The organism is Corynebacterium sp. J010B-136 (assembly GCF_002967075.1).
In the GTDB taxonomy this organism is placed as follows: domain Bacteria; phylum Actinomycetota; class Actinomycetes; order Mycobacteriales; family Mycobacteriaceae; genus Corynebacterium.
Window position 1 is genome coordinate 505,030 of sequence record NZ_PUGE01000001.1, and the last position, 21,395, is coordinate 526,424.

Sequence of the window (21,395 nt, forward strand, 5' to 3'; positions counted from 1 at the left end):
TCTTCACACGCTACCGGCAACCTTGTTGCAAAAGCCAAGCCTGCGCGGCCGCAGCCGCATCATCAACTACGCGGTCAGGTTCAACCGGTTCATCGCCGTAAACTTCGCCATTTCGGTCCATATCCTGCGCGATTGTCAGCATCAGGGAGCTAGAATCCGGGAAGTCATAGACAGCATTGGCCGTGGCATAGCCTGCTGTGGGCTGGCCAAAAGACACAGCATTTTCCAAGCCTTTAAAGGCCAGCATGGTAGCTTCACCCGAGGAGGCGGTGTGGGCATCGACAAGCACGGCGATCGGAATATCAGTATTTTTCTGCGCATCGACGCTCAGACTGGTCCCGCCACCTGAGGTTAAGGTGCCGTCGACGGTCACGGGACTATCACCCATCGCCGAGTGGAAGAATAGCGCATCGCCATCCGGTAGAAGCGGGGAAAGCCCAGCGAGCATCGGCCCCATATCGCCGCCGCCATTGCCGCGCAGATCCACGACCACACAAGCAGCATCTTCAACGCCTGCCGCTAGGGTATCGGCGTAGCTTTGCACATCTGCTTTACGGCTCACGGCTGGCACTTTTACGGTGACGATATCGCCTTGGCTGTCGATGCTCGGCTGCTCATCCCCAGCAATCGCCTCCTCCGCCTCGGCGTTGTCCTGAGGTGTAAGGAGATTCGAGTGCTTGCCGCCGGCAGCTTGCACCGCCTTTCGCAAAGGAGCGTATAGCTCCTCCCGAGTTTCGGCGGTTTTTATCGCTGCCTGGACTTCGACTTTGGCGCGAGCGAAATCTTGAGAGTCCGCATGGATACCTTGGGTTTCGGCCAGGGTAAGTATCGCGTCGCCGTAGCGCTTAGGACTGTCGTGCCCTAAGAAAATAGGCCGACCCACTAGCATCGCGCCCATCGTGGGGCCGAGGAAATACACAGTGGCAACCACGGCAGCAATAATGACAACGAAGACAGAAAGCAGAATCTTTTTAATCATTGTTTCGCCCCACATTTAACGTGTGAGTTCGCAGTGGTTCCACCGCGGCAATTGCAGCGAGCGGGAAGAGCCAACCAATGCCCAGAATGGATCCGGCCGTCGCCAAGCGCATCGGAATGTTCACATCGCCTGCTGCACCGCTGAGCATGACGCTGCCTAACATGACGCCGAAGGTAAAACCGATGAGGGAGACAATGATGATGGGACCAAGGGTTTCAAAAACTTGCGTACGGAAGTAGAAACTGCGTTGCACTCCCATCAGGTGCAAAGAGCGCGTCAGGTGAGCTTGTTCAAAGATTTGCGAGGCTAGGCCCAGAAATACCGACATGGCGGACAGGATGAAGCCGAAGACCAGGGTAAGAACGCCGCCGAAGGCTAAATCACGGAACATCATGAAGATTCCAGGTTCCTCACTCATCATCGCGGTCAAACCATCAGCTCCCACGGGCGAAATCACCAAGTAGCCAGCGATCACACCGAAGAAGGCCATGGAGGCGCTGCGGCGCCAGGTGGTTTTGGCATCGGCAGCAATGCGTTGACTGGCCACGAAGTGCGAGGTGCCTGGCATAATCGAGACCATGCGGTAGAAGACTTGCAACAAAAATGGTGCCACCCAGTTAATTAATATGACGTTGATGGAGACCACTGCTGCGACAATCGCCATCGCTGCGATGCCGGAGCTCATGGAGGTGCGGTCAACCATGATGAGCGTGAACACGGTAAAGACCACGAAGAGGATGGCGCTGCGGTATTTCAATGCCGGTGGCATTTCTTTACGCGAGACGCCCAAAGGTTCCACGCGCACGCGCTGCATGCCCACTACGGATGCGGTAACTGCAAGGACAAAGACTAAGACAGCAACGGTGAGATACCCCCACCAGGGCAAGATGAGCTCTGATGTTTGGATGTAGACATCTTGGAATTTCATGTTGCTGAAAATCGGTACGAGCAGCACGCTGATAAATCCGCCGAGCACTATGCCAATGGCAGCTTGGGCTGCGGTTTCTAGCATGGTCATGCGGGTGATATCACCTGAGGACAGGCCAATCAGGCGCAGGGTAGCTAGGCGCTTTTCGCGTCCCGATGCCCCCAGCACGGCTGCTTGGGCAGTCAGCGAGACAATCGTGGGTACCAGGAATGCACAGGCAAATAACGCCATGATGACCCACGTGGACATGACTGGATCGTCGGGACCATTGGCCAAGGTTTCTTGGACGACGTGGAAATCTTCAGGGCGCAAAGAGCGCTGGTAAAACATCCAGGTGCCACCCGCGACCAGATAAGCAATGGTGGAGCTGACAGTCAGGCTGATAATTGCAACTAGGGTGACCAGGCCAGTGCCGGTACGGGTGCGAAGCGCCGCTTTGTGTAAGTCAAGGACTAAAGTGCTGGTTTTCATCGTCGGCCTCCTACCAAACGATCGTCGTGGATGATGCCATCGCGGATTTCGATGCGGCGCTCCATCCAATCGGCCACGCGGGAATCATGGGTGACCATGACCAGTGCCGCGCCGGTGCGCTGCACCACGGCAGTCAGCAACTGCATGACTTCATGGCCGGTGGCCTGGTCGAGTGCACCGGTAGGTTCATCGGCGAAGATGACCGCTGGGGAGGTCACCAGCGCACGCGCAATCGCGATGCGTTGCGCCTGGCCGCCAGAGACTTGCCCTGGGCGACGGTCCACCATGGAGCCAAGGCCCAACTGGTTGAGTAATTCTTGTGCTTTCGCGCGTGCTTTGGAGCGCGAGGTGCCATTGAGCATCGCTGGCAGCGCTACATTATCGAGCGCGCTGAGCTCTGGCAGCAGCTGGTGGTCTTGGAAGACGAAGCCAAAATCGGCCAGGCGGGTACGGGACCGGGCGGCGTCGGAGGCATCGGAAAGCACTGCGTCTTTAAACAGCACCTGTCCCGAGGTTGGGGTCAGCACCCCGGACATGCAGTGCAAGAGCGTGGACTTACCGGAGCCCGAAGGGCCCATGATGGCGACGGTCTCGCCGGCGTTTATATCGAGTGTGATTCCAGACAGTACGGGCGCGCCACCAAAGTCTTTGGTGACATCGTTTAAATGCAGAACGGCTGCGGTGTTGTTTTCCATGGTCTCTATTTCACTCGCTGGGGTAGATAGAAACCATGGTGCCAGCGTTGCACTTTCAGGTAGTGCTGGCACTACCCTGGGATGCATGTGGAGAAAGCGCAACCGCGATAAATCTGGCAAATCGAGCGAGCAAGCTCAGGCCGAAAAGATTGCTGAGCTGACCAAATCCCGGCGCGCTATCGCCGATGCCTACGAAGTGGAGCGCTCACGCATTGAGCGCGACTTACACGATGGCACGCAGCAATACCTGGTAGCGGCGTCTATCAAATTGGGCGAAGCGCTCTTGGACGCACCGGCTGACGTCGCGGAGTTGATTAATGCTGCCCAGCAGGATTTGAACAAAGGACTTGAGGCGCTACGCAAAACCGTGCATGGGATCCACCCGCAGGTCTTAGCCGAGCGTGGTTTGGTCGCGGCTGTTAAAGATATGGCCGCGGGTTACGGCCCGCACGTGTTAGTCTCCGCCCCGCATTCACTCCCCCAGCTTTCCCCGAGTGTGCTGGCTGCCGGGTATTTCTTCTGCGCCGAAGCATTAACCAATGCCGCCAAGCACGCACCAGGCGCGGACGTCTCAGTCTTACTCATTGCCGATGAGCACCTTCACATCACGGTGGTTGACCAAGGCCCCGGCGGTGTGCGGCTCAAGCCCGGCGCGGGGCTTGCCGGGATGCGCGATAGACTCGACGCCTTTGGCGGCTGGTTAGAAATCACCTCGCCCGAAGGCGGGCCGACAAGTTTAGCGGCGCGGATTCCGCTACTTCTGGACCGCGGGCAACCCACTTTTCATATCAGCAAATAAGGAGAAAGCAATGGCAGAACTTTCCATCGTGGTGGCAGATGACTCCGCGCTTTTGCGTGAAGGTATCGCCGGGTTATTAGAGCGCCGCGGACACAAAATTATCGGCCAGGCCGCTAGCGCGCCGGAACTTATCGAAGTGGTCAAGGCCCAAGTCCCGGATGTCGTCATCACCGATGTGCGCATGCCGCCATCAATGTCCGATGATGGCCTGCAAGCCGCAGTCACCCTGCGGGAGACCTACCCGGACTTAGCCGTGATGGTGGTGAGCCAATATGTTGCGCCGGTATATGCCTCCGAGCTTTTCGCCGATGCCACCGGCGGTACCGGCTATCTGCTCAAAGACCGCATTAGTGAGGTCGCCTCATTCTTAGACTCCCTGGCCATTGTCGCCAGCGGCGGCACCGTCATTGATCCGACCGTAGCGAGTGCGTTGATGTCCACCTCGCGCTCCGGGCTTGCCACGCTGACCCCGCGCGAGCAAGAAGTACTCGAGCTGATGTCACAGGGGCTATCTAATAAAGACATCGCTGCCAAGCTGGTGCTGTCTTCCGCTGCGGTGGCTAAGCACGTGTCTAATATCTTCATGAAATTAGGCCTTGACGCTTCGGAGGATAACCGCCGTGTCAAGGCCATTTTGGAGTACCTATCTACTCAGAACTTGAAATAGTTTGCTGCTTCGCAGCTGCACTATTTCGTGCCAGTCTTTCGGGTCTTGGCCATGAATCCTCCGACAATGCCCGCGATGACCAGAACGGCTAGGGTAATCAGCGCCCATGTAGTTACGCCCATTCCTTCGCTGCTTGCAGCTGCATCTACCGATTCAGTAGCTGGGTCGGAAGAATCTGATGGTTCTTTCGCGCCTGCGGCATCGGGAGAATCTGATGATTTTTCTCTAAAGGTCGGGCCGGGTTGCGGCTCACCTTCGGCGACAGCGGCGAGCGAGTAGCGCGCGGTGTGCTGCTCACCATCACCGACTTCTTCATTGTCACTGTTGGACAGCCTGTTGTAGTTCACGGAAATGTACTGCGCGCCATCTTGGAAGAGCATCCTGGTTGCGACAGTACCGTCTTCGATGTTGCGGTAATTCAGTGGTGCTGCGTGCCCGAAGGTAGTTGAGGATTCAGTTTCTAAAGTAATGCCTTCAGAATTCATCGCCGGCTGGCGTGCCTCGTTGTAGACCTTGATGTCCAAGCGATCTACTGAAATGCCACGGCCGCCTTCAACATCAGTTCCTTCGGTGGCAATCGCTGCAGCAAGACGCTGCCCATATTCGACGGGAACCTTGTAAAAGTGGGTCTCGCCAGGAACAATATCAGCGCTTATGCCTTGCTCATTGCCATCGGGTAATTCAGCAGCATCATCAAACCAGGTGCCTGGCTGGGCGGTTACGGTATCGTCTGGGATTTCTATTTCCGGTACCTCCGACTCCTCTTCAGGGTCCGGCACGTCGCTTGTGTCCTCGCCCGCAAAGCGAGTGATTTTTAGCTCCAGCGGAATGTCTTGGCCTTCCAAGAAATTGCCCCGGCGCGAGATAGAAAAGTCCACGTAGCCATCTGCACCGCAGTCTTCGCCGGTGACCTTAGTAATGCCAGCAGCTGTTTGCGTGCCCTGCGCAGAGTTGGAGTCAACCTGGCTCCACGTATCTGCCCAGCAGGATGTATCTTCGAATTTCAGGCTCATTCCGTAGCGGTTATCAGTAAGCCCACCAAAGCTTGGTGGCTGCACCGTCAAGGCGGAAATAGCCAGGCGTTCGCCTTCTTCCACCGGCACGCGCCAGTACTGGGCATCACCGTTGATGTTATTTAGCGCGGCACCCGAGTAGTGCAACGGCGAAGAAAAGGTGTCGACGTCCGCAGGAATCTCCGTCGGCGTGGTCTCGCTATCGGAGCCTTCGTATTCTTCTAAGTCAGTCTCATAAGCATTAATGGAGCGCGTGTGCAGAACGCGCATGGATTCGGCCAAGCTATCGGCGTCATTAGCATCCAGGTATCGTCCGCCGCCGGCTTCCGCGATGCACTCCAACTCGGTGCGCGCTTCATCATCAACCAAGAAACCCACGGTGTTGATGATTAAGTCAATGCCTTGTTCATGTAATTCTTTGGCTACATCGCACACCGGTGGTGGCGCGCAGGTATCCAGGCCGTCAGAGACCAACACAACATTGCGCGCGCCCTCATCAGGGAGCGCATCGGCAGCTTGGCGCAGCGCAGGACCCATCGGGGTATAGCCGGAGGCCTCAATATCATCGACTTCCCCGCGGATATCGTCTACCTGTCCGCTGGCCAGCGGCGCTAAGGTGGTGACATCTTTACAGCCGGCTTCGCGTTCTTCCGGTGCATTGGAGGTCCCCGTGCCATAGGTAATAAACCCCAGCTCGGAATCATCGGAAACGCCATCTAAGAAAGTATGCGTTGCTTCTTTAGCTGCATCCATGCGGCTTTTCCCGCCGGCATCAGCTTGCTCCATAGAGCCCGATGCATCCAGGATGACCATGGTTGGAGGAACGGTATTTTCTTGGCTGCCTTGAGCCATGGCAATAGGAGCGCTCGTTAAACCTAACCCCACCGCCATGACCACGCTTGCCCAAACTTTGCCGTGAGTCATGAGCCACAGACTAGTGGCAGGTTAGGTTGCCCTCAACACTTATGGCGTGAAACTTCGATGGTTTCACGCCATAAGTGCAGGTTAAAAGGTCGAAATTTATTTCGCTTTCAAAAATTCATAACTCGCGCGCACCCGCTCGAACCACCAGTCGCGGCGCTCCGGGCTCGCGGCCAGGGCGGCCACGCGATCCGGGTCGGCGGCAACGGACGCGGCGGGAAGGGAGCCATCGACAAGCGTGCGCGGTGCGGCAACATCTTCGACAAACAGCGAGCCCGTGGCCAACCCGGCAGCGGCAGGTACGACATCGATATCTTCATCATCATAGATCTTCGGCAACGCAGCGACCGTTGCCAGTCCCATGGAAATTCCGACGGCCGTATCCAAGGCAGAAGCCACCGTGACATCCATGTGGCGTGCGCGCAGGTTCTGCGCAATCTCCAAGGTCTTGCGCACCCCACCCAACGGAGCAGGCTTAACGATGGCCACATCCGCCGCCTGCAATTCCGCCACCCGGTAGGGGTCACTGGCCTTGCGGATAGATTCATCAGCGGCAACGCGCACAAAAAGCCCATTGCGCATCAGCTGCTGGCGTACCTGCGCGAGCTCTTCGGTGGTGCGGCAGGGCTGTTCCATGTAATCCAGCGGCATCATTTCTTTTGCTGCGGTGATCGCCTCCTCGACGCTCCAGCCACCATTGGCATCAACGCGGATATTGGCCACCAAGTTCGGCGTGTGCACCGCGGCGTATTCGCGCACGGCTTTTACGCGCGCGATGTCTTCTTCAAGACTTTGCCCGGGTTCTGCGACTTTAACTTTCCACGTGCGCACGCCGGGATAACGCGACATGACTTCTGGCACCTGCTCGGCTGCGACAGCCGGGATGGTGCCGTTGACCTCAACGGTGTCACGCACAGGTTCCGGAAAGCCTTCATAAGCTGCCTCTAAACCTGCGGCGAGCCAATGTGCGGATTCTTCCGCGCCGTATTCTACAAAGGGGGAAAATTCGCCCCAGCCGGCGGGGCCATCGATAAGCAATGCTTCGCGGGTAGTGATTCCGCGGAACTTTACAGCCATTGGAAGTGCGACAACGTGCGCGCGGTCTAAGATATCGTCGATCTGCATGCTGCCTACTTTAGGCGGCGACTAGATTAGAGTGCATGACTGCAACCCGAACTTATAGCACTGATAATCCTTTTGACGCTTCCCAGTGGCGCGCGGTAGAAGGTTTTTCCGACCTCACCGACATCACCTACCACCGCCATGTTGGCGAAGGCCGCGCCAATGGCATCGTCCGTATTGCTTTTGACCGCCCTGAGGTCCGCAATGCTTTTCGCCCGCACACCGTCGATGAGCTCTACCGCGTTCTTGACCACGCGCGCCGTACCCCGGATGTCGGAACGGTGCTGTTGACCGGTAATGGCCCGAGTGAAAAAGATGGTGGCTGGGCGTTTTGCTCCGGTGGTGACCAGCGCATCCGCGGCCGTTCCGGCTACCGCTACGCCGATGGCGAAACTGCTGACACCGTCGACACCGCGCGTGAAAAAGTTGAGGGTGGCCGCCTGCACATCTTGGAAGTACAACGTTTGATTCGCACCATGCCGAAGGTTGTTATTGCCGTAGTCAACGGCTGGGCTGCTGGCGGCGGGCATTCCCTGCACGTAGTTTGCGACCTCACTATCGCATCGCGCCAGGAAGCTGCGTTCAAGCAGACCGATGCCGATGTCGGATCCTTCGACGCCGGCTATGGCTCCGCCTACCTTGCGAAGATGGTCGGTCAAAAATACGCCCGCGAAATCTTCTTCCTGGGCCGCACCTACTCCGCTGAACGCATGCAGCAAATGGGTGCGGTCAACATCGTGGCTGACCACAAAGACATCGAACAAGAAGCCATCGAGGCCGCTCGCGAAATCAACACCAAGTCCCCCACCGCGCAGCGCATGCTGAAGTTCGCCTTCAATCTCACCGACGACGGCCTCATGGGCCAGCAAGTCTTCGCCGGCGAAGCCACCCGCCTGGCATATATGACCGACGAAGCCGTCGAGGGCCGCGACTCCTTCCTTCAAAAGCGCGACCCAAATTGGGAAGAATTCCCTTACTACTACTAGGAAATACAACAGCCCCGAGCGAATCACTCACTCGGGGCTGTGGGGTATTTTGCGCCAACCTACGTCGACGCCATCTACCGCAAAAGTACCACTACACGCTCTTAGTTCCAAGCTAAGTTAGAAGATGTTGCAAAATTAGTTAAAGCTTTAAGTTGACGCGACAACATCGATGGTTTACACTTTCGCCATGCTGAATTTCACTTCAACCTTTAAGTCTCCAACTGAGTCCGCTGGGCTTCTCATCGCACGTATCATCCTCGGCGTAGTTCTCATTGCCCACGGCTGGCAGAAGTTCAACGAGTGGACCATCGCTGGCACCACTGAAGCCTTCACCGGTATGGGCGTTCCTGCCGCTAGCATCGCTGCACCTATCGCAGCTGTTGTTGAGCTTATCGGTGGCATCTTGATTCTCATCGGCCTGATCACTCGCATTGCTGCCGCGCTAGTCGCACTGCAGATGGTTGGCGCTGGCATTTGGGGTGGCCACTTCGGCTCCGGCGTCATGATTAATGGCAATGGCTGGGAGCTAGTCATGGTCATCGCTGCTGTTGCCGTCATCCTGTTCGCCGCAGGCCCTGGCCAGTACGCAGCCGACAAATTCATCTTCAAGAGCAAAGACGCTGCAGCCAAGACTCCAGTAGCTGCCTAAATTCCTAGCCAATCAATTGGCAACACGTAGCCGACACCTTCGGAGGTGTCGGCTTTTTACGTTTTGCTTTTGTTTTCCCAGTGCGCCTTAAACGTTTATTTTTCACGCACCGTAATTTCATGTGCAGCCACCTCAGCAAGCGCGAAGGGTTCACCGCCATCAACGCTAATGTGCAGCAGCCCAGCAAGCGGTGGGTGCACTAGTTCGACCTCGGCGCCAGGGCGCATGTTTTGTACTGCAAGGAAGCGCAGTAGCTCGGGATCGTCATCATTGACCTGCTCCATGATGACTTTTTGACCCACCGGAATCCCCGCAAGAGTGCAGGCAGAAAGCGGGTCGGTGGAGCCATCGGCACGCGGAATCGGATCCCCGTGCGGGTCGCGGGTGGGGTAATTCAGGTGGGCATCGAGACGCGCGATAAAGCGGTCGGTGCAGGCATGCTCCAGCACGTCCGCCTCATCGTGGACTTCATCCCAGGTATAGCCCAGCGTTTCCACCAGAAAGGTCTCCAACAGGCGATGGCGGCGCGCGACCTGACGGGACAAATCCCGCCCCAGCTCAGTCAGCATCACCCCGCGGTAGCGCTCGTGCACCACTAATTCCTTCGCCGCAAGACGCTTGACGGCCTCAGAAGCCGTAGGCAGCTTTTGATTCAATGCGGCTGCAAGATCGCCTAGCGCGAGCGGAAGGTCTACCCCGTTGCGCTCTTCGTGGTCAAACAGTTCCTTGAGGTAGTCCTGCGTGCGCTCCGGCAAATCTGTCACGTGCATACCCCCATCCTAAACAAACCGTTTTAAAAACAAACCTTCATCCGTATGCTTTCAATTGTTCAATCTATTGAACTCAAATATTCAAGGATGGAAATGAAACGAATATTTTTAGGACTTAGCGCTATTGGTGCTGCATGTGCGCTCACAGCCTGTTCTGCAACCACTGCGCAAAACGCGACTGGAGCTGACGGCTCTGAATCGTTGACGATCTATGCCACCACGGGCTACTTGGCGGATGCGGCGTTAAACCTCGCCCCAGATGCTGATGTCATCACCATGGTCGGACCGGGCGGTGACCCACACACGTACCAGCCCTCCACCAAAGACATCGAGCAAATGCAGGCTGCAGACCTTGTGCTGTGGAATGGATTGCACCTAGAAGCGCAGATGATTGAGCAGTTGGAGTCGCTCGGTGAGCGGCAGTTGGCGGTCGGTGAGCAATTGGATCCCTCCAAGCTGCTTTCATGGGACGAAGAAGGAGCAGGTGGTGAGCAGCTTTATGACCCTCATATTTGGAACTCACCGGAGCTGTGGACCGAGGTTGTAGGCCACATTGGTGACAAGCTCGCCGAAATCGATGCCGCTAACGCGGATTCCTACCATGCCCATGCCAAGGCCTACTCGGAAGAAATCGACGCCGCGGCCCAAGCAGCGGAAGCAATGCTTGCCGATGTCTCTTCTCGTACCCTGATTACCGGTCACGATGCGTTCAACTACTTTGGCGACACTTTTGACTTTGAAGTTCACGCCACGGACTTCGTCAGTACCGATGCTGAAAAGTCACCCCAGGAGATTTCAGAACTCGCGGATTTGATTACACAGGAAGAAATACCAGTGATCTTCCAAGACAACCAGGCCAATCCGCAGGCCATTACCGCGCTGCGCGAAGCAGTAGAATCCCGCGGCTGGGCAGTAGAGGTCTCTGATGAAGAACTCTTCGCAGATACCCTCGGTGCGACTGAGCCAACTGATACCTATCTGGGGGCTTTTGCCCATAATGCTCAAGCAGTGGCAGAAGGCTTAAGTAAATGATCGATATTGAGAATCTTTCTGTTAGCTATGGCGCCAATAAAGTACTGGACTCAATTAGCGCGCATGTCGAACGCGGCCGTATAACCGGTCTTGTCGGCGCGAATGGCGCCGGTAAATCCACCCTCGTCAAAGCAGCCGTTGGCCTCGTGCGCGCTGAGCCCGGCGCGCGCATCGCTTTCGATGCCGAGCCACTGGAAGAATTTCGTGACCGGCTCGGATATATGCCGCAGCAAGCTGCACTGGATTGGTCTTTTCCCGCTGTTGTGGAAGATCTTGCCATCATGGGACTTAGCGCCCGGCTGCCGTGGTATCGCTGGCCTGGCAAAGAAGAAAAAGCCGCAGCGCATCGGGCATTAGAGCGCACCGGCGCTGCAGACTTAGCCAAACGACCAATCGCCGCTTTGTCAGGCGGGCAACGGCAAAGGGTACTGCTAGCGCGCACGCTTGCTACTGACCCAGACTTGCTCATCCTCGATGAGCCTTTTGCCGGCGTGGATGCCGCAAGTCAAGACGCCATCGTCAGTGTGTTGCGCGATTTACGCGATAGTGGCGTCACGGTATTGCTGGTTCATCACAACCTGGCTGAAGTCGCTGACTATTGCGATGACGTTATCTTGCTTGGTACCGGCGGCATCATTTCCTCCGGTCCAACTCAGCAAACCTTAACGGATACCGCCATCTCCCAACTCTTCTCCCTCCCACGTTAGTCCCGCCATTATGAATCCTTTTGATCTCCTCACGGACTACACGTATACCCAAGCGCTGTTGGGCACGGTCATCATCGGTGTCTGCGCCGGCGCCTTAGGACCTTTAGTGTTGGTCCAGCGCCAAGCGTTGATCGCCGATGCCATCGCGCACTCCAGTTTGCTTGGTCTCCTCGGTGTATTCCTTATTGTCGCCACCTTTGGCTTCGATGGCCGCAATCCCCTGCTGCTCATCGCAGGCTCTATCCTCACGGGCCTAATAGCCGTTGCCATTATCTCCGTTATCACTGACCGCACCGTGATTCATCGGGATGCTGCGATGGCGGCGACATTAACGACTTTCTTTTCACTCGGCATGTTATTGCTGCAGTACATTTCCCGTAATCCCATACCCGGCAAAGCCGGAATCCAGGACTACCTTTTGGGCAATGCCTCAACGCTCACCCGCGCCGATGTGAAATCCGCACTTGTCATTGGCGGCGGCGTATTGCTTATTCTTTCGTTGGTACACCTTAAGCAATCCGCTGTCGTCTTTGACGCCCCTTTCGCCCAGCCAGCGGGCATCATATTAAATATCGTCAGATCCTTGGGCTTTATCGCCCTGGTGGCAATCACCGTCATCGGCGTCAAAGTGGTTGGGGTCGTACTGATGGTCGCAGTCGTCATTGCACCCGCCGTCGCCGCACGGCAATGGACTAACCGGCTGATCCCTTTCATCGCCTGCTCCGGGGCAATCGGCGGGCTTTCGGCTGTGCTTGGCACGTATTTCTCTATTGCCGCGGGCGAAACTGCGGTTGGATCCATCCCCACCGGCCCCGCGATTGTCTTGGTTCAAGGACTCATCGCAGCCGCTTCCCTCACAGCAAAGAAGGTGCGCTCCACTCATGTCTTTAGCTCTTAGTGCCTGCATATTAGCTATTACCACGGCGCTGGCCTGCGCGATTCCAGGAGTTTTTGTAGTTTTAAAGCGCGACAGCATGCTTATCGATGGAATCGGCCACGCTGTATTACCCGGCATCGCTGTCGGATATCTCTTTACCTCCGATATCGATTCCCCCTGGCTGCTATTGACTGCTGCACTCGGTGGTCTCGCCGTCGCCCTGGGCACCGATTGGTTGGGACGAAGCGGAATCATCACTAATGATGCAGCACTCGGTCTGATCTTTCCTGCACTTTTTTCCGCCGGCATCATTCTGATTTCTACTCGCATGTCTAATGTGCACTTAGATGTTCACGTAGTGCTCATCGGTGACTTGAACCTGGTTGCTTTTACCAATCCCGGCTATAGCCTCATCATGCTGGCCGTAGCAGCCGTCAATGCTGCTTTCATCTTGGCCACCATGCCGCGGCTGACTACTGCGACCTTCGATCCCAGTTACTCCCGTGTCGCAGGCATCCGCACACGGGGCCTGCACACCATCTTCATGGCATTGGTTGCTGCCACTGCTACCGTTGCTTTCCACGCAGCTGGTGCCATGCTGGTCATCGCGCTTATGGTTTTTCCCGCCATCTGCGCGCGGCTTCTCACCAATCGCGTGCCGATGCTATTTCTTATCGCCTGCATCATTGCGATTTGCACCGCACCGGTTGGTTTCTGGCTGGCTTATCACGCGAACGCGTCAACCTCGGCGTTTATGGCCGTGACCTACGCGGGAATCTTTGTCATAATTCTTATTCTTCGTTTCATTATCGTTCCACGTCGCACCGCGAAAGTTGGCATTAACTGACTAAGGTTTTAAGTCGTGCCACATGTTCTTCGTCCTTTGCCTATCTCACCTGCCTATCCGCTTGCTATCCTGCCTGACCTGGAATTATCCATTACGGGTCGCTATTCGCTGCTGCCTTTGCCCGCTGCGGATAAGACTAAGTCCACGCTGTTGAAAAATTCACAGCGCGCGGGCGAAGAAATCGACGCGGATATCGCATTGGTGGTGCCCACCTCAGGCTCGACTGGAACTCCGAAGGGCGCGCAGCTCACCGCGCATAATCTGATCTCTAGTGCAGATGCGACTTACCAATATTTGGGCGGGCCGGGGCACTGGTTGCTCGCGATGCCAGCGCACCATATCGCTGGGCTGCAGGTTCTTATTCGCTCCATGGTCGCAGGGGTGGAGCCGCTAGCTATCGATGTCTCCGCAGGATTTCACATCGCAGAGTTCGCGCGTGCTACCCGGGAGTTAAAAGAGACGGGTGAGCGCACTTATACCTCGCTCGCTCCGATGCAGCTGGCCAAGGCAATGGATACCCAGATGGGTATCGAAGCTTTGCAGGCCTATGATGCAATTTTGGTCGGCGGTGCTGCCACTAATCCGCAGTTGTTGGAATCGGCAGCGAAAATGCAGATCAATGTCGTGACCACCTACGGCTCTTCTGAAACTGCCGGTGGTTGTGTCTATGACGGAGTAGCCTTGCCCGGCGCGCAGGTGCGCGTGGAGGAGGGTCGCATTTATCTGGGCGGGCCAACCATCGCGCATGGTTATCGTAATGCGCCCGGTCATGAAGCTTTCGCAAAGCCCGGGTGGTTTCAAACCTCTGATGGCGGTGTTCTCGACAATGGCGTGCTCACCGTGACGGGGCGCTTGGATAACATCATCGATTCTGGCGGGCTCAAGCTACATCCAGAGGTGCTGGAGACTGCGATGCTAAAAGTTACTGGTGTTGACCAGGCATGTGTTGTCGGTATCCCCCACCCGCGCTTGGGGCAGGCAATTGTCGCGGCTTATACCGGTGATGCGTCTATGACCGATATTTTAGAGGCACTCGAAGAAGCGCACACTCCTCGCTGGCAGCTGCCGAAAGAACTTAAGCAGCTAGCGGAGATGCCAGTCACTGGCCCCGGCAAGATTGACCGACAGGCGGTAGTGAAACTGTTTTCGCCGTAATGTTAGGTGTTATGCGCACTAATCGACATTTCGGCTATGACTTTTTCACCCACACCATCCAGGTTCCCTGGGATCCTTTTAATGCCCCGGATGGTGAGACTTTCGAGCTTTTCGCACGTGAGATTGTAGCCCCCGATAAACATGACGCACCTGCGATTGTGTACCTGCAAGGTGGACCGGGCTCGCCCGCTCCTCGACCACTAAATGCGACGGGCGTGGTTGGGGAAATGCTCAAAGAGTTTCGCGTTATTTTGCTTGACCAGCGCGGAACAGGGAATTCGCACCGCATCGATTCGGCAAACCCAGCGGATGCGAAGCGTCTAAACTTACTGCGCCAGGAGTACATCGTCGAGGATGCAGAAGCGCTGCGCAAGCATTTGAACATCGATAAGTGGTCGCTCTTTGGCCAGTCTTTCGGCGGCTTCTGCATTACGGCGTATCTTTCCCGCCACCCCGAATCCGTTGAGCATGCCTACCTTACTGGTGGTTTGCCGACGCTGGAGAAAAGCGTCGATGATTTATATCGCGCCACCTTTGCCAAGCTACAGGTACGCCACGATCGTTTCTACCGCGAGTATCCGTGGGCGGAAGATCGCATTCGCGAAATCTGCGCACACTTGGAAGACTCAGCGGAAATTCTGCCGACCGGCGAGCGGCTGTCGGCACGACGCTTTCGCACCATCGGCATCAATCTAGGCCGCGGAGTCGGATTCCACTCGCTGGCGTATCTGCTGGAAAATCCTTTCCACGCCCACGGCGGCGAAAAGCGCTTGCGCACGGATTTCCTCAGCACCATCGGCGCGCAGGTCTCTTTCGCTGGCAATCCGCTGTATGCCTCAATCCACGAAAGCATTTATGGCGGCGTCGGTGGGCAACAGGCCACCAATTGGTCGGCACACCGCATGCGCGAAGAAATCCCCGGCTTTGAAGAGGACCTCGATCCGCGTACGGCTAAGAAGTTCTATCTCACCGGCGAGCACATCTTCCCGTGGCAATTCGACGAGGACCCAGCGCTTATTCCCGATAAAGAAGCAGCGATGGCAGTAGCAGCGCACGAGTGGCAATCCTCGCCCTATGATGCCGCAGTGCTTGGTGATGCCCCCATCTCCGCTGCTGAAATATACCTCGATGACATCTACGTGCCTTTCGAAGAATCACTAAAGACCGCGCAGACCTACGGCGACCTGAGATTCGAAGTCACCAATGTGTTCCAACACGACGGCATTGGCCATGATGGAGCAGGCATCTTTGCCCGCCTGCGCGGTCTCGTCGAGGACCGATGAACACAGACGTAAAGAAAAGAACTCGTACACTCTCGGTGCACGAGCTCTTTTGCCATACAGGTTAGACAGGTAGGAGATATCCAACAGGCAACACCAGCTGTGCGTATTCTGCGAGTACCCAAATAGCTGCACCAATGCAAAGTGTGTAGATAATTGCAGGTATTAATCTCATCCGAGCAACTACCAGTAAGAATACAAGAGAGAAAGCTACAGTTCCGATGAGCATTCCAAACAAGAAGATTAACCAAATGTAACCGACAATCCATGCAATGGAAGCCAAGACAATAATGACTCTGGCTCGCCAATTGTCTCTTTCACCAGGGGTTAGTTTGACGTCCTTGCCGACTCCAATGTCACGGAAAATACTTAGCACGCCTAAGACAACCCCCAATATGCCGACAGCCAGAGGGAAGAGTCGACCGCTATTTGAGAACTGGAACGAAATAACGATGGTAGCAGCGAAGAATACTAACATGACTAGCGAAACCGCAATATCCAGCTTCATTGGAACAGGCAAGTCCGACTTTTCCGAGACCTGAACCTTTTCAACGCCTTCTTCTGTCTTGCGGAAGAACTTCCGGACGAATGGAATGATTACTGCACCCGCGAGAATCAAGATTACAACCATCACGAACGGCCGCGTCATCCATTCTGCAGGGGAGAACACGTTAACTGTCAGGAAGTAGTACCGCTCAAAAGGTTCTGCCAACACGTATGCGATTAGGAATGGTGCTCGCGGGATATTTGTCATCTTGCAAATCCAACCCACAACACCAAGCAAAAGCATCATGTAGAAGACGTTGAGATTCAGAGGCTCCTGGAATCCACTGAAGAACAACAACGGAATAAGAGCTGCAGCAAGAATCGGGAAGGCCACGTAGCTCAAACGAGCCAACGGCTTCGCAGCAACGAAAGCTACGGCAGCACCTAGGACACTGGCGATAGCAAAAGCCCAGACGATGAAGTAAACAAGATCTAGTTCATTCGTAATCAGACCAGGACCAGGCTGAATACCAAAGATTAGGAGAACACCCAACAGCAATGCGAAAGGCGCTGCACCAGGAACACCGAAGAGCAAGGTAGGAATCAAAGAACCTGATTCGATACCGTTACTTGCTGCGGATGGAGCGATAACACCACGTGGGTCGCCTTTACCAAAGTTGTTCGTGGCAGGCTTCCTAGAAGCAAAAGCTTGTGCTTGTCCGTACGCCAACCAGGAGCCTGCCGTCGCACCGACACCTGGTAAGAAACCGACGCCTACGCCGACTGCGGAACCACGAATGACATCCGTCCAATGCTTTGCAATATCTCGAATACCTTGGCTCCATCCACCGCCGAGATCCATACCGCCTTTGGCGACCTTGGTCTTCCGCGCAGTGAGGTCAATGATTTCAGCCAAGCCGAAAATACCCAGAGCTGCGGCCACGAGGCCGATACCATCAGTGAGGTATTCGGATCCAAAGGTGAACCGGTACTCTGCCGAAATTGGTGAGACACCAACCATGCCAAGAACCAGGCCGAACGTTGAAATCAAGAGTCCTTTAATGACATTGCCCTTTGACAGCATTGCTGTCAGGAAAATACCCATGACGATGAGGACAAAGATTTCCGGAGAACCGAAAGCAGTAACCACTGGACGTGCGATTGGAACGATGACGGTTAGGGCGATAATGCCGATGATTCCGCCAATCATGGAAGCAATGAAGCTCGCAGATAGCGCACGACCGCCTTGCCCCTTCTTTGCCATTTCATGTCCATCAAGCAGGAACACGGATGCTGCTGCCGAGCCGGGGATACCCAGGACGACGGAGGTAATCACATCTGATGTGTGCACCACCGCCACTGCACCAATAATCATGGCGATCGCTTGGTTCGGTTCCAGAATAAAGACGAATGGCAGTAGAACTGCGACGGCGCCTGTGCCGCCCAAACCAGGGATAACACCGATAACGATGCCTACGATGACACCTGCACCTAGGTACAGCCACATCGATGGGTCAGCGAATTGTGAAAGCGCTTGTAACGCTGCATCAAACATTGTTCCAACCCCCTATCCGTGAACCGGAGCGTCGTATTTATCGGCAAGAATCTCGTTCGTGTAGCTCATGATCTCTGGATCAATCTGAAGCGCTTCACGGAAGTCCTCACGGTTTTGCTTGCCCGAAAGTAGGTCATATCCGCCCAAAGCCGAGTTAGCTTCTTCTTTGAAGGTAGGGTCCGAGTTGAGTTCACCAATCATCTGGTCGTAGGTATCTACTACCTCAGGATCGGTTCCTTCATTTGCCCACAGGCCCTTCTGATAAAAGAACCCTGGTACTACGAATGCCCGGTAGGCTTCGTAAGCTTTCCGCTGTTCCTCTGTTTTGCCGCCGTACTTCTGATAAACCTCTTCAAAAGTTGGAATGTCTGGCAAGTTTGGATCACGGACAACTTCGCCATCCTCTAAAATTCCGATACTGAACAGAGGAACGGCTTCCCCAGTTTCTACGTAAGGGCCAACTTGTGACAAGTAGGAAGCTGTCGTTTGGAAGTCCAAGTCGGTTTCACCACGCTGGACTGCAAGGCGACTCGGTCCACGTCCTTCCATTCCGAATACTCCCCTAACTGGAGCTCCCAAGGCTTCGAGTGCGAGCAACGGAACTAGATCCAGACCTGTAGCTGACATTCCTCCATAAAGAACGTCGTCATCATGATTGATAAGGCTATCGATGTCGGTGATTCCGCTTTGATCGCTGGTCCACAGCACTGCACCTGTGCCGTTGAAAGCCAACGGCTCCATCTCAGAGAACTTGAACTCAGCCGCTGGATGCCCAAGCATGCTCTGGAAGTATGTTGTCGCCGAAGCAACCAGCACTTGGTTACCTGTCTGAACCCCAGCATCCACATAAGCATTCATGCCTGTAATGGACTCACCACCAGGAATGTTTTCCACCTGGTAACGGTTAACTTCATCCTGCTTTTCTGCAAAGTAAGGAGTGATAAAGCGTGCCCAGGTGTCAGTACCACCACCAGTTCCATAAGGAACAACAACATCGATGATGCCATTGCCAGAAGGGTTATAAGAAGTCTGCGCTGGCGCACAGCCCACCAGGAAAGTTGCTGCGGCAAGAGCAGCGCCAATAACCGCTTTCTTTCCATCATTAAATATGCGAGACATTACCCCACCTCAATTCGATTGCTGACCGAATCGTCCTCAGGCAGAAAGAGCTTCGCATCCGCGATAGTCCTCGAGGTACGAACAACACCGATTTCGGTAGCAAAATCATCTTTAGAAACTTTAGTTTCAATTACTCCGACAGGGGTCAAAATCCTCAAAGATTCTGGGCGCGCAGAGTCAGAAAAAGCTACGGTTCCTTCCTCGAGGATTGCTTTTGAAATAGCCACGCTGCCGGTAACTGGGATTGCAGGATGAAGCTTGCCCATAGACAGCATCAAGATTTTTAGGTCTGAATCATCATCAGTTGACGGATCAACCACGCCAATCTTTGGAATTGCTCGAGCTGCAGCTGCCGGGGAATCTGATAATCCCATCAGCACTGAAGCGCGACGTCGAATGCCGTCAAGTACCTCAAGCTGCATAGAAATCGTTGAGGCCCAATCTTCATAGTTGTCTGCGGCCAAACCGAAGTCCTTTGCCGCGACAAGGGCAACGGGTGCGCCTGCATCAATCAATGTCACGCTAAACACGCGATTGTCGATTTCGATTTGATCAGTCTTGTTGCCAGTTGGGAAAAGTGCCCCAGTTGTCTTTCCTTCAGGGTTGGTAAAACCGAGGACGACCTTATGCCCAGCAAACTTGGTGCCTGGCATTGTCTCCGTCAAGGACTCCAGGAGTTTTCCATCTGGTGTCTCCAAAGACTGAACGATGACCTGGTTGGTGTTTTCGTTCAAAACACGAATGCGCGTCACATCTGCATCGGGCTTAACCAGACCAGTTTCAATTCCGTATAGGCCGACTGTCGCCGAGCAGTTCCCACAATTGCTGCCCCAGTCGACTTTGGCTTCTTCGATCCCAATCTGCGCAAAGGAAAACTTGATATCGATGTCGGGGTCATCACTCGGAGAAATGATAACCGCCTTACTCGTGGTTGAGGTTCCTCCACCGACACCATCAAGCTGACGAACGTCAGGGCTTCCAAACGCCCGCAGCAAGACTTCATCAACAGTCGAACTCTGAGACTCCAGTTCCTCAGATTCAAATACCCAACATTTACTTGTTCCACCACGCATCCAACGTGCTTGAATTTCCATCTTGTGTAACTCCTCTCACTTTTGAGCTACAGCAAGTTTCAACCCACACGATGTTTAAGTCAATGTAAAGTTTTTTCAAGTCTTTTAAGTAATACTTAAAGCTCGTTGCCGTTAAAGCCCCAGCATGTAACCTTTATTTAGTTAATTGGTTAACCGGTATACTCAATGACCAAGCTATTTAAGTAAGACTTAATATGTTTCAAGTTCTGTTTAGGTAGTACTGAAGGGAAACTTCAAAATTGTACGATGTTCGCCGCTTACAAACCTTCGCGAAGGTGATTGAACTCGGCTCCGTGAGCGATGCTGCGGATGAGCTCTCCTTCACCCCATCGGCCGTCTCACAACAGCTAAAAAAGTTGGAAGCTGAAGTTGGACTCCAATTGGTCTGGAGGACCCAGAATGGATTGGTTCCAACAGAAGCTGGACTAGTCCTAGCCGAACACACCAGGAGAATCCTTCGTCAGCTCGCAGCCGCTAGGGCCGATATTTCAGACCTAGCCGCTGGTCGCGTGGGCAGCCTTTCCGTGGGCGCCTTTCCTACTACGGCAGCGTCTTTTCTCCCGTTAGCGATCAACGAATTCAATAGACGCTACCCCAACATTGATCTCTCCATTAAAAGCGCTCGTCTAAACAAATTGATCAGCAGTTTGGAGGAAGGAGAAGTGCAGTTGGCATTGCTTTGGGACTATCCGTGGAATCCCCTCACCACCGAGGGGATAGAACTCGTCGAAGTATTCACCGAGCCCTTCGTAATTCTCGTTCCGCAATCCCATAAATTAGCTGACCGAGCTTCAGTAAAGATCTCCGAGTTAGCCCCTGAAAAGTGGGTGGCGCGAGGTGACGACCACCCGGTTGTCGAAGTTATCGAGCGTTCTGGATCCAGGGCAGGTTTCCGCCCTAAAATCAGCATGTACGCCAACGATTACCAAGAAACCCAGGCAATGGTCAGCGTCGGTATTGGAATTGCTATCGCACCCCGCAGCGCCTTGTCCGTGCAGCACCCGAATGTAAGAGTGCTTGAAATCGAAGGAACTCCGCCTCAGCGGCGAACCCTCCTCGGACAGCGGGAAGAGCGAGCCCTCTCCCCGCTTGAGATGGCGTTTAAATCCGTCATCCTCGAGCAAGGAGCACTCTTTGCCAGCCAACAATCCGGTAGCTCAAGACCTGAGGTAGACAAAAGACTCGATAGCCCGTAAATCCGCCACTATTTACGGGCTATCGAGTCCTTGTTTATCGCGCTTAA

The 21,395-nt window shown here is 54.8% G+C and carries 20 protein-coding genes; 11 read left to right on the forward strand and 9 right to left on the reverse strand.

Translation table 11 applies throughout. The features are described from left to right. Nucleotides 1-10: 10 nt before the first annotated feature. From C5Y44_RS02295 to C5Y44_RS02305, 3 genes are read right to left on the reverse strand one after another with little or no spacing between them, the layout of a single operon-like run. Nucleotides 11-979 carry a S41 family peptidase gene (locus tag C5Y44_RS02295; protein WP_105323463.1) on the reverse strand — a complete coding sequence of 323 codons (969 nt, stop codon included), beginning with the start codon at nt 977-979 and terminating at the stop codon, nt 11-13. Further along, nucleotides 972-2,378, reverse strand: coding sequence for an FtsX-like permease family protein (locus tag C5Y44_RS02300; RefSeq protein WP_105323464.1), 1,407 nt, complete (start codon nt 2,376-2,378; stop codon nt 972-974). The genes C5Y44_RS02295 and C5Y44_RS02300 overlap by 8 nt, the downstream gene beginning before the upstream one ends. Next, nucleotides 2,375-3,073, reverse strand: a complete 699-nt coding sequence (locus tag C5Y44_RS02305; RefSeq protein WP_066840035.1) for an ABC transporter ATP-binding protein — start codon at nt 3,071-3,073, stop codon at nt 2,375-2,377. The genes C5Y44_RS02300 and C5Y44_RS02305 overlap by 4 nt, the downstream gene beginning before the upstream one ends. An 85-nt stretch (nt 3,074-3,158) precedes the next feature. On the opposite strand from C5Y44_RS02305, the gene C5Y44_RS02310 reads away from it, so the two are divergent. Then, the gene (locus C5Y44_RS02310; RefSeq protein WP_105323465.1) at nt 3,159-3,872 is read left to right on the forward strand and encodes a sensor histidine kinase; all 714 of its coding nucleotides are present in this window, start codon (nt 3,159-3,161) and stop codon (nt 3,870-3,872) included. 10 nt (nt 3,873-3,882) lie between these two features. Further along, a complete protein-coding gene (locus tag C5Y44_RS02315; protein WP_105323466.1) occupies nt 3,883-4,539 on the forward strand; it encodes a response regulator transcription factor in 657 nt (218 codons plus the stop codon). 20 nt (nt 4,540-4,559) lie between these two features. On the opposite strand, the gene C5Y44_RS02320 is transcribed toward C5Y44_RS02315, so the two are convergent. Together C5Y44_RS02320 and C5Y44_RS02325 are read right to left on the reverse strand one after the other, a co-directional pair. Then, complete coding sequence (locus C5Y44_RS02320; protein ID WP_105323467.1) at nt 4,560-6,476, reverse strand: VWA domain-containing protein; 1,917 nt, start codon at nt 6,474-6,476, stop codon at nt 4,560-4,562. Between the two features lie 96 nt (nt 6,477-6,572). Further along, complete coding sequence (locus tag C5Y44_RS02325; RefSeq protein WP_105323468.1) at nt 6,573-7,598, reverse strand: o-succinylbenzoate synthase; 1,026 nt, start codon at nt 7,596-7,598, stop codon at nt 6,573-6,575. 35 nt (nt 7,599-7,633) lie between these two features. Here C5Y44_RS02325 and C5Y44_RS02330 point away from each other — a divergent pair, with 35 nt between their 5' ends. After that, nucleotides 7,634-8,581: a 1,4-dihydroxy-2-naphthoyl-CoA synthase gene (locus C5Y44_RS02330; protein ID WP_066792386.1), complete on the forward strand. Its 948-nt coding sequence runs from the start codon at nt 7,634-7,636 to the stop codon at nt 8,579-8,581. Between the two features lie 187 nt (nt 8,582-8,768). After that, complete coding sequence (locus tag C5Y44_RS02335; protein ID WP_233189788.1) at nt 8,769-9,230, forward strand: DoxX family protein; 462 nt, start codon at nt 8,769-8,771, stop codon at nt 9,228-9,230. A gap of 95 nt (nt 9,231-9,325) precedes the next feature. On the opposite strand, the gene C5Y44_RS02340 is transcribed toward C5Y44_RS02335, so the two are convergent. Then, entirely contained in the window at nt 9,326-10,000 is a 675-nt protein-coding gene (locus tag C5Y44_RS02340; protein ID WP_105323470.1) for a metal-dependent transcriptional regulator, read from the reverse strand. A gap of 87 nt (nt 10,001-10,087) precedes the next feature. Here C5Y44_RS02340 and C5Y44_RS02345 point away from each other — a divergent pair, with 87 nt between their 5' ends. The 6 genes from C5Y44_RS02345 to C5Y44_RS02370 are packed head-to-tail and all read left to right on the forward strand — an operon-like array spanning nt 10,088 to nt 15,901. After that, nucleotides 10,088-11,032 carry a metal ABC transporter substrate-binding protein gene (locus C5Y44_RS02345; RefSeq protein WP_369831058.1) on the forward strand — a complete coding sequence of 315 codons (945 nt, stop codon included), beginning with the start codon at nt 10,088-10,090 and terminating at the stop codon, nt 11,030-11,032. Continuing rightward, nucleotides 11,029-11,739 (forward strand): metal ABC transporter ATP-binding protein, encoded by a 711-nt coding sequence (locus tag C5Y44_RS02350; RefSeq protein ID WP_105323472.1) that lies wholly within the window; start codon nt 11,029-11,031, stop codon nt 11,737-11,739. The genes C5Y44_RS02345 and C5Y44_RS02350 overlap by 4 nt, the downstream gene beginning before the upstream one ends. A gap of 10 nt (nt 11,740-11,749) precedes the next feature. Further along, nucleotides 11,750-12,637, forward strand: a complete 888-nt coding sequence (locus C5Y44_RS02355; RefSeq protein WP_105323473.1) for a metal ABC transporter permease — start codon at nt 11,750-11,752, stop codon at nt 12,635-12,637. Beyond that, entirely contained in the window at nt 12,621-13,463 is an 843-nt protein-coding gene (locus C5Y44_RS02360) for a metal ABC transporter permease (protein ID WP_105323474.1), read from the forward strand. The genes C5Y44_RS02355 and C5Y44_RS02360 overlap by 17 nt, the downstream gene beginning before the upstream one ends. 15 nt (nt 13,464-13,478) lie before the next feature. Next, nucleotides 13,479-14,618: an o-succinylbenzoate--CoA ligase gene (gene menE, locus C5Y44_RS02365; RefSeq protein WP_105323475.1), complete on the forward strand. Its 1,140-nt coding sequence runs from the start codon at nt 13,479-13,481 to the stop codon at nt 14,616-14,618. An 11-nt stretch (nt 14,619-14,629) separates the two neighbouring features. Then, nucleotides 14,630-15,901, forward strand: coding sequence for an alpha/beta fold hydrolase (locus C5Y44_RS02370; RefSeq protein WP_233189789.1), 1,272 nt, complete (start codon nt 14,630-14,632; stop codon nt 15,899-15,901). A 61-nt stretch (nt 15,902-15,962) separates the two neighbouring features. On the opposite strand, the gene C5Y44_RS02375 is transcribed toward C5Y44_RS02370, so the two are convergent. The 3 genes from C5Y44_RS02375 to C5Y44_RS02385 are packed head-to-tail and all read right to left on the reverse strand — an operon-like array spanning nt 15,963 to nt 20,152. Then, nucleotides 15,963-17,939, reverse strand: a complete 1,977-nt coding sequence (locus tag C5Y44_RS02375) for a tripartite tricarboxylate transporter permease (protein ID WP_105323477.1) — start codon at nt 17,937-17,939, stop codon at nt 15,963-15,965. Between the two features lie 12 nt (nt 17,940-17,951). Then, on the reverse strand, nt 17,952-19,058 hold the full coding sequence (locus C5Y44_RS02380; RefSeq protein WP_105323478.1) for a hypothetical protein: 1,107 nt from the start codon (nt 19,056-19,058) through the stop codon (nt 17,952-17,954). Then, entirely contained in the window at nt 19,058-20,152 is a 1,095-nt protein-coding gene (locus tag C5Y44_RS02385) for a PrpF domain-containing protein (RefSeq protein WP_105323479.1), read from the reverse strand. Before C5Y44_RS02385 ends, C5Y44_RS02380 begins: the two co-directional genes overlap by 1 nt. A gap of 239 nt (nt 20,153-20,391) precedes the next feature. On the opposite strand from C5Y44_RS02385, the gene C5Y44_RS02390 reads away from it, so the two are divergent. Further along, nucleotides 20,392-21,348 (forward strand): LysR family transcriptional regulator, encoded by a 957-nt coding sequence (locus tag C5Y44_RS02390; RefSeq protein ID WP_105323480.1) that lies wholly within the window; start codon nt 20,392-20,394, stop codon nt 21,346-21,348. The last annotated feature ends 47 nt before the right edge of the window (nt 21,349-21,395 follow it).

Coding starts and splice junctions, on each gene's coding strand:
- C5Y44_RS02295 (WP_105323463.1), bottom strand. CDS start 979: ATGATTAAAAAGATTCTGCTTTCTGTCTTCGTTGTCATTATTGCTGCC.
- C5Y44_RS02305 (WP_066840035.1), bottom strand. CDS start 3,073: ATGGAAAACAACACCGCAGCCGTTCTGCATTTAAACGATGTCACCAAA.
- C5Y44_RS02385 (WP_105323479.1), bottom strand. CDS start 20,152: ATGGAAATTCAAGCACGTTGGATGCGTGGTGGAACAAGTAAATGTTGG.
- C5Y44_RS02350 (WP_105323472.1), top strand. CDS start 11,029: ATGATCGATATTGAGAATCTTTCTGTTAGCTATGGCGCCAATAAAGTA.
- C5Y44_RS02345 (WP_369831058.1), top strand. CDS start 10,088: ATGGAAATGAAACGAATATTTTTAGGACTTAGCGCTATTGGTGCTGCA.
- C5Y44_RS02330 (WP_066792386.1), top strand. CDS start 7,634: ATGACTGCAACCCGAACTTATAGCACTGATAATCCTTTTGACGCTTCC.
- C5Y44_RS02300 (WP_105323464.1), bottom strand. CDS start 2,378: ATGAAAACCAGCACTTTAGTCCTTGACTTACACAAAGCGGCGCTTCGC.
- C5Y44_RS02340 (WP_105323470.1), bottom strand. CDS start 10,000: ATGCACGTGACAGATTTGCCGGAGCGCACGCAGGACTACCTCAAGGAA.
- C5Y44_RS02380 (WP_105323478.1), bottom strand. CDS start 19,058: ATGTCTCGCATATTTAATGATGGAAAGAAAGCGGTTATTGGCGCTGCT.
- C5Y44_RS02310 (WP_105323465.1), top strand. CDS start 3,159: ATGTGGAGAAAGCGCAACCGCGATAAATCTGGCAAATCGAGCGAGCAA.
- C5Y44_RS02315 (WP_105323466.1), top strand. CDS start 3,883: ATGGCAGAACTTTCCATCGTGGTGGCAGATGACTCCGCGCTTTTGCGT.
- C5Y44_RS02375 (WP_105323477.1), bottom strand. CDS start 17,939: ATGTTTGATGCAGCGTTACAAGCGCTTTCACAATTCGCTGACCCATCG.
- C5Y44_RS02355 (WP_105323473.1), top strand. CDS start 11,750: ATGAATCCTTTTGATCTCCTCACGGACTACACGTATACCCAAGCGCTG.
- C5Y44_RS02320 (WP_105323467.1), bottom strand. CDS start 6,476: ATGACTCACGGCAAAGTTTGGGCAAGCGTGGTCATGGCGGTGGGGTTA.
- C5Y44_RS02370 (WP_233189789.1), top strand. CDS start 14,630: ATGCGCACTAATCGACATTTCGGCTATGACTTTTTCACCCACACCATC.
- C5Y44_RS02335 (WP_233189788.1), top strand. CDS start 8,769: ATGCTGAATTTCACTTCAACCTTTAAGTCTCCAACTGAGTCCGCTGGG.
- C5Y44_RS02325 (WP_105323468.1), bottom strand. CDS start 7,598: ATGCAGATCGACGATATCTTAGACCGCGCGCACGTTGTCGCACTTCCA.
- C5Y44_RS02360 (WP_105323474.1), top strand. CDS start 12,621: ATGTCTTTAGCTCTTAGTGCCTGCATATTAGCTATTACCACGGCGCTG.